This window comes from uncultured Gordonia sp., assembly GCF_937858515.1.
Taxonomy (GTDB): domain Bacteria; phylum Actinomycetota; class Actinomycetes; order Mycobacteriales; family Mycobacteriaceae; genus Gordonia.
In genome coordinates this window covers 1-6,104 of the sequence record NZ_CALLZT010000031.1, presented here as the reverse complement: position 1 = coordinate 6,104, position 6,104 = coordinate 1, and the positions used below count along the sequence as shown (strand labels likewise).

The 6,104-nt window shown below is 65.2% G+C and carries 5 protein-coding genes; 3 read left to right on the top strand and 2 right to left on the bottom strand.

Annotation, left to right across the window (positions count from 1 at the left end; all coding sequences use genetic code 11):
• Both Q0627_RS02375 and Q0627_RS02370 read left to right on the top strand, forming a co-directional pair.
• Positions 1-561 (top strand): acyl-CoA dehydrogenase C-terminal domain-containing protein (locus Q0627_RS02375; protein ID WP_298807505.1); only part of this gene is annotated, 561 nt, incomplete at its 5' end.
• 396 nt (positions 562-957) lie between these two features.
• Positions 958-2,193, top strand: coding sequence for a serine/threonine-protein kinase (locus tag Q0627_RS02370; protein ID WP_298807503.1), 1,236 nt, complete (start codon positions 958-960; stop codon positions 2,191-2,193).
• Positions 2,194-2,270: 77 nt separating this feature from the next.
• Here the strand turns inward: Q0627_RS02370 and Q0627_RS02365 are convergent, their stop codons facing one another.
• Entirely contained in the window at positions 2,271-3,047 is a 777-nt protein-coding gene (locus Q0627_RS02365; RefSeq protein WP_298807501.1) for an SDR family NAD(P)-dependent oxidoreductase, read from the bottom strand.
• Between the two features lie 239 nt (positions 3,048-3,286).
• On the opposite strand from Q0627_RS02365, the gene Q0627_RS02360 reads away from it, so the two are divergent.
• Positions 3,287-4,057 carry an SDR family NAD(P)-dependent oxidoreductase gene (locus Q0627_RS02360; protein WP_298807499.1) on the top strand — a complete coding sequence of 257 codons (771 nt, stop codon included), beginning with the start codon at positions 3,287-3,289 and terminating at the stop codon, positions 4,055-4,057.
• A 48-nt stretch (positions 4,058-4,105) separates the two neighbouring features.
• On the opposite strand, the gene Q0627_RS02355 is transcribed toward Q0627_RS02360, so the two are convergent.
• Positions 4,106-5,794, bottom strand: coding sequence for a VanW family protein (locus Q0627_RS02355; RefSeq protein WP_324384228.1), 1,689 nt, complete (start codon positions 5,792-5,794; stop codon positions 4,106-4,108).
• Between the last annotated feature and the right edge of the window lie 310 nt (positions 5,795-6,104).

The window sequence follows — 6,104 nt, the reverse complement described above, 5'->3', positions numbered from 1 at the left end:
GGCTTCCTGCAGGACTACCCGATCGAGCAGTACATCCGCGACGCCAAGATCGACTCGCTGTACGAAGGCACCACCGCCATCCAGGCGCAGGACTTCTTCTTCCGCAAGATCGTCCGCGACCGCGGCCAGGCCTTCGCCCACGTCGCCGGCCAGATCCAGCAGTTCATCGACACCGAAGCCGGTAACGGCCGACTCAAGGCCGAGCGGGCACTGCTCAAGACCGCCATGGAAGACGTGCAGGCGATGACCGCATCGCTCACCGCGACCCTGATGTCGGCGCAGGAAGACTCCACACAGCTCTACAAGGTGGGCCTGGGCTCGGTGCGCTACCTGATGGCCGTCGGCGACCTGCTCATCGGCTGGCTGCTGCTGCGCCAGGCCGAGATCGCCATCGCCAAGCTCGACGAGGGTGTCACCGGCGAGGACAAGTCGTTCTACGAGGGCAAGGTGGCCGTCGCATCGTTCTTCGCCAAGAACATGCTGCCGCTGCTCACCTCCGTCCGCGTCACCGTCGAAAACGTCGACGGTGACATCATGGAGCTCGACGAAGCCGCCTTCTAAGACAGAAGAGCCCTTCCGACACAGAAGTACCGCACAGACCCCGGGACGCACTCCAGCATCCCGGGGTCTGTCGTCGGCACACCTGGAGTCGATGTTCAGGTGCGGCAACCGCGACACGCCCGGGCCGGTGTCGCAGATCAAAATAGACCGATCGGACGAACATCCACGCGCTTCGCCAGAACAATTCCCCACTACAGCCCGCAACACGGACGGATTGGGCGCATTCGGCGCTACAGATAAGCCGAGGACGTACCCGGGACTATGCTTCCGGAGTGTGACCCTGCCGTGCCAGGCGTCACACAGACGGACCATATTTGCTAGCTTCACTACTTGGTTCGCCAGTGAGAACACCGCGATGCGACGGTGGATGACAAGTCTGCGGAGAGGACGTGACCCGTGCTGCCACCCGGTTCAGACTTCGCGGGGTACACCATCGTTTCCGCGCTCGGCGTCGGCGGAATGGGTCAGGTATATCTGGCCGATCACCCGTACCAGCATGTCCGTGTCGCCCTCAAGCTGGTCGACGACGATGCACGGGTCGACGATGCCGACTTCGATGAGCGTTTCCTCTCGGTGACCGGTGCCGTCGCGGCTCTTCGCCACCCCAGCGTCATCGCCGTCCACGAGTACGGGATCGATGGCAAAATACCTTGGTGCACAATGGACTTCATCGACGGCATCAGCCTCGACGAAGAAGCCCCGACGATCAATGAGATCGCCGTCATCAGCGCCCGGATCGCCGAGGGACTCGACCACGCCCACCAGCACAGAATCGTCCACCGCGACATCAAACCGGCCAACATCATGGTCACCCGCGACGATCTGTTCGGCGCGATCGACCGTGTCGTCATCCTCGATTTCGGTACCGCGTCGATCACCACCGCGACCACACCGACGACCTCGACCGCCGAATTCATGGGAACGATCGCCTACACCGCGCCGGAAATCATCCGCGGGCATTCGGCGACAGGCCGCGCCGACCAGTATTCACTGGCCGCGACCGTCTACCGGCTGATCACCGGGCACACCCCCTTCGCCGGCAAGTCGATGCCGGCACTCGCCTTGGCGGTGGTCAACGAGAAGGCACCGCCGATCAGTTCGGCGATGCCCGAGCTTTCGGCCCTCGACCCCGTCTTCGCGACCGCGCTCGCGAAGGAACCCGCCCATCGCTACCCCGACTGCCAGAGCTTTGCCCGCGCACTCACCAGAGCGTTGCACTCGCGGTCACTCGCTCCACCGCTGCCACGCGGAGTCCCGTCCCCCGAGCACAGCGCGAGCGGCACAGGTGTTCCACCCGCCTACCACCACAGCGCACTCGATCGTCGGCCTTTCGCCGCGATCACGGACGGTCCGGATGCTCAAGACTTCGCCGGTGGCCTGCGCAGAACCGTCGATATCCCGACCGCCCCGGTACAGACCCTCGCGCCCAGGGCCGCGGTCCTGCCACCCGAGGTGTATGCCCGTCGGCGAATGACGGCCCTGATCGGCGCGCTCGCCGTCGTCACCGTGATCGTGGTGGCGTTGATCGCGGGTCTGCGCGGCAATGACAACGACACCACCGAGCGCCACACCCCGGCCACCACGTCGTTGTCCGCCACATCGCCCTCCGGGCCGGGCGTCCCCGATCCCTGAAATGATTCGTCCCGCCGACCGGGGCGGACGCCGGTCGGCGGGACGAATACCCGGGACGAATACCTGAGTGAGAACGGCTACTTGGGTGGCATCCGGATGCCGCCGTCGACGCGGACGATCTCGGCGTTCATGTACGAGTTGACGACGAGCTCGACCACCATCGACGCCAGTTCGGCGGGGACACCGAGGCGGCGCGGGAACAGGACGTTCTTGCCGAGGTTGGCCTTGAACTCCTTGGAGTGCTCCTCCGGTCCGTAGATCGGGGTGTCGATCAGGCCCGGCATGATCGTGTTCAGGCGGATACCGGCGGCCGACAGGTCGCGCGCGATCGGCACGGTCATGCCGTTGATGGCACCCTTGGACGCCGAGTACGACACCTGGCCGATCTGGCCCTCGACGCCGGCGACGCTGGAGATGTTGACGATCGCGCCGCGCTCGCCGTCGGCGAGGGGTTCGGTACGACTGATCGCGGTGGCGCCGAGCCGGACGAAGTCGAACGTGCCGAAGACGTTGACGTTGATGACCTTCTTGAAGAAGTCCAGGTTGTGCGCCGAGTCGAAGTTGCCGTCCTTGCCGATGGTCCGCTGCGCCCAGCCGATGCCGGCCGAGTTCACCAGGATGCGGAAGGTGCCGATCTCTTCGGCCTTGGCGATGGCCGCCTTGATCTGCTCCGAGTCGGTGACGTCGACGCTGACGAAGACGCCGTCGATCTCCTTGGCGATCTCCTCACCCTTCTCGGCGTTCATATCGGCGACGACGACCTTGACACCCTTGGCGGCCAGGGCGCGTGCCGAGGCGGCACCAATACCCGACGCACCGCCGGTGACGATTGCACTTGCTCCATTGATATCCACGATCCGTAGGTTAGCGGGTGTTTCTATGAGATGGAACACGTACCCCTTACTGTTGCCCTTTCGTCACTGTTGACCTGGTGAAATACGAGGCACCGCCGACCCTGCCGACGACGGTGGGCGAAAGGGCGACCGAGCGCACGGTCGGGAACTTCGGGCCGGAACGCCGATTCCGCCGACGCCATCCGATACGGTTTCTATGCTCGGGGGTACACAGCTCGTCAGATGCAAAGGAGATCATCATGTCGGCAGTGCTCGATCTGTTCCGGCTCGACGGCAAGGTGGCGGTGGTGACCGGCGCGTCGAGCGGCCTCGGCGTGTCCTTCGCGGGAGCACTCGCCGACGCGGGTGCCGACGTGGTGCTCGCAGCCCGCCGCGTCGAGAAACTCGAAGACACCAAGAAGATGGTGGAAAGCAAGGGCAGGCGGGCGGTCACCGTAGCCTGCGACGTCTCCGATCCCGCCGCGTGCGCGGCCGTCGCGGCCGCCGCCATCGAGCACTTCGGCCGCCTGGACATCCTCGTCAACAACGCCGGTATCGCCGACTCCGCGCCGGCCACGCGGGAGACACCCGAGGAGTTCGACCGGGTGATCCAGACCAACCTCAACGGCACCTTCTACATGGCCCAGGCGTGTGCGCGGGCCATGAAGAACGGCGGTTCGATCGTTAATATCGCCAGCATCCTGGGCCTGACGTCGGTGCTGATGCCGCAGGCCGGGTACAGCGCCAGCAAGGCAGGCGTTATCGGACTCACCCGCGACCTGGCACAGCAGTGGTCGGGTCGCAAGGGCATCCGCGTCAACGCCATCGCCCCCGGATACTTCGCCTCCGAGATGACCTCCGAGCTGATCGAGGGGGGCTACATGCAGACGTTCGTCATCCCGCGCACGCTGTTCGGCCGGCTCGGCAACGAGGGCGAACTCAACCCCGCGCTCATCTTCCTGGCCTCCGACGCCAGCAGCTACATCACCGGGATCACACTGCCCGTCGACGGGGGAATGCTCACCAATTGAGCGTCCGCTCTGCGTCGATCACCCCCGGCGCCGGGACTCGTGGCCTGCCTACTGGCAGACCACGTTCGGCTCCGGATCGTATTTCACGGTCCGGGTGCGCCTGCTGATCTCGGCACCGGTCTTCGCGTCGGTGATCACGCGGGTGTCGGAGGTGGTGAACCCCTTCGAACCATTGCTCGGCACGCAGTCGTCGCCGGCGGGCAAGGTGACCTTCTCCGGGTCGGTGTACAGCGACCGGCTTCCGGTGATCGACTGCACCTCAACCGTTTTGGTGCCCCACAGGCGGACGGTGATCGCGCTCGGCGACCACTCGGTGTCGATGACGATGCCGTGATCGGAGTTGTTGCGGAACACCAGATCGATCGCGCCGTCGAACACCGTCGCCTCCCGTGCTTCCGGGTACCGCGAGATGTAGTACGAGTGCTCGGTGTGATCCATATCCTCCAGGCCTGCGAAGTACGCCGCGTTGTACAGCGTCGTCGCGAACTGGGAGATGCCACCGCCCACCGCCTTCGACGTGTGCCCGTGATCGATGATCGTCGAGGTCACATAGCCCTGCGCCGAACCGCGGGTGCCGGTATACCCGTTCAGCGAGAACGACTCGCCGGGCAATACCACCGCACCGTCGACGGCTTGCGCCACCAGCCGGATGTTCTCCCCCGACGCCTCGGCGAATCCGCCGGTGGTGAACTCGCTGACCACCTCGTCGACGCCGAGACCCGCTGCTTTCGATGTCGACAGCTTGGGTTTGACCACGTCGTAGACGACGTCAACGGTGCGCTGTGAACCCTGATCGGAGGTGAGCGCCGTCTTCTGGATCGCGGCGAGCGTCTTGGTCCAGTCGATGCGGGCACCGTCCTTGGACGCCACCACCTCCGGCCGACCGCCCGACAGAGTGAACGTTGCTTCGACGGGCTCACGCACCGTGCTCGCCAGAGCCGGGCTGAAAGACCTGACCGCGGCCTTGTGATCGAGCTTCGGCGACAATCCGCCCCTGCCGTCTGCCACGAACTCGAGTACCTCACCCAGTTCGGCCGGACTGATCGACGGCTTCGCGCCGTCCCGGCCGTTCAGCACGATCGGCCCGGCCATCGCCGTGGTCGCCGGCCCGTCGTGGGTGATCCGCACCGTCTCCGCCGACACCGTCGGCGAGAACTCCTCGGTCGGCATCGTGATCGGCCGCTCACGCAACCAGCTCTCACGCAATACCTGCGGCAGGCCACCGCGGGCGATACGCTGTCCGGCCGTCGGCATGTCAGCCACCGGCTTGCCTTGATCGAAGCGCACCCCGCCCTCGACGGCCGACAACTCCAGTTGCTTGCGACGGGCGTCGAGAGTGGCGCCGAGAGTCCTGCGGTTGACCGTGATCACCGGGTCGATGTGGGTCTCGCTGCCCAGCAGACCGCCGATGCGGCGGAATGGATCGATCGGCTGTTGACGAAGCCGCTCCAGCGTCGCCGCGGCATCGAAGCTGAGGCCGAGTTCCTTCGGATCGATCCTCGTCTCACCCTTCGGCGTGACAAGTATCACAGGCTTAGCAGCCCTGGCTGCCAGCTGATCGAGCACCTCGCTGGACTGAGTCGGCGTCAGATTGCCCGCATCCAGCCCGGCGACGGTGGCCCCGCGAGCCGTCTTGCCATGTGTGAGAAGCAAATCGATTCCCACGATAAGCATGCCGAGGAACAGGATTCCGAGTACGGCACACACCCAGACCCGCACCGACGACCGTTTGCTCACTCCACCCACCTTAACGTGCCGCGGGCCGGGGCCACCGTTGCAGGCGACCGCGCTCAGACTGTTCGGTCGTGTTGACTTCGGCAAGAAGATGCGGACAGTTTTTTGCGGGGAGAGGTGAATTGCGCGGAGAAGTAGCGTACAAATGGGTGGTAGCCCCGATCAGCTGCCAGACCCCCGACCCGGCAGATTGATCGGGGCTACCTTATTCCTGGGCGGAGAACTACCCCTCGATGATGGCGGTGACACCCTGGCCGCCGGCGGCGCAGATGGAGATCAGCGCACGTCCGCCGCCGTTCTCGGCGATCTGCTT

Bases quoted from the DNA above. Each gene is read 5' to 3' on its own strand.
- Q0627_RS02360 (WP_298807499.1), top strand. From the start codon at position 3,287: ATGTCGGCAGTGCTCGATCTGTTCCGGCTCGACGGCAAGGTGGCGGTG.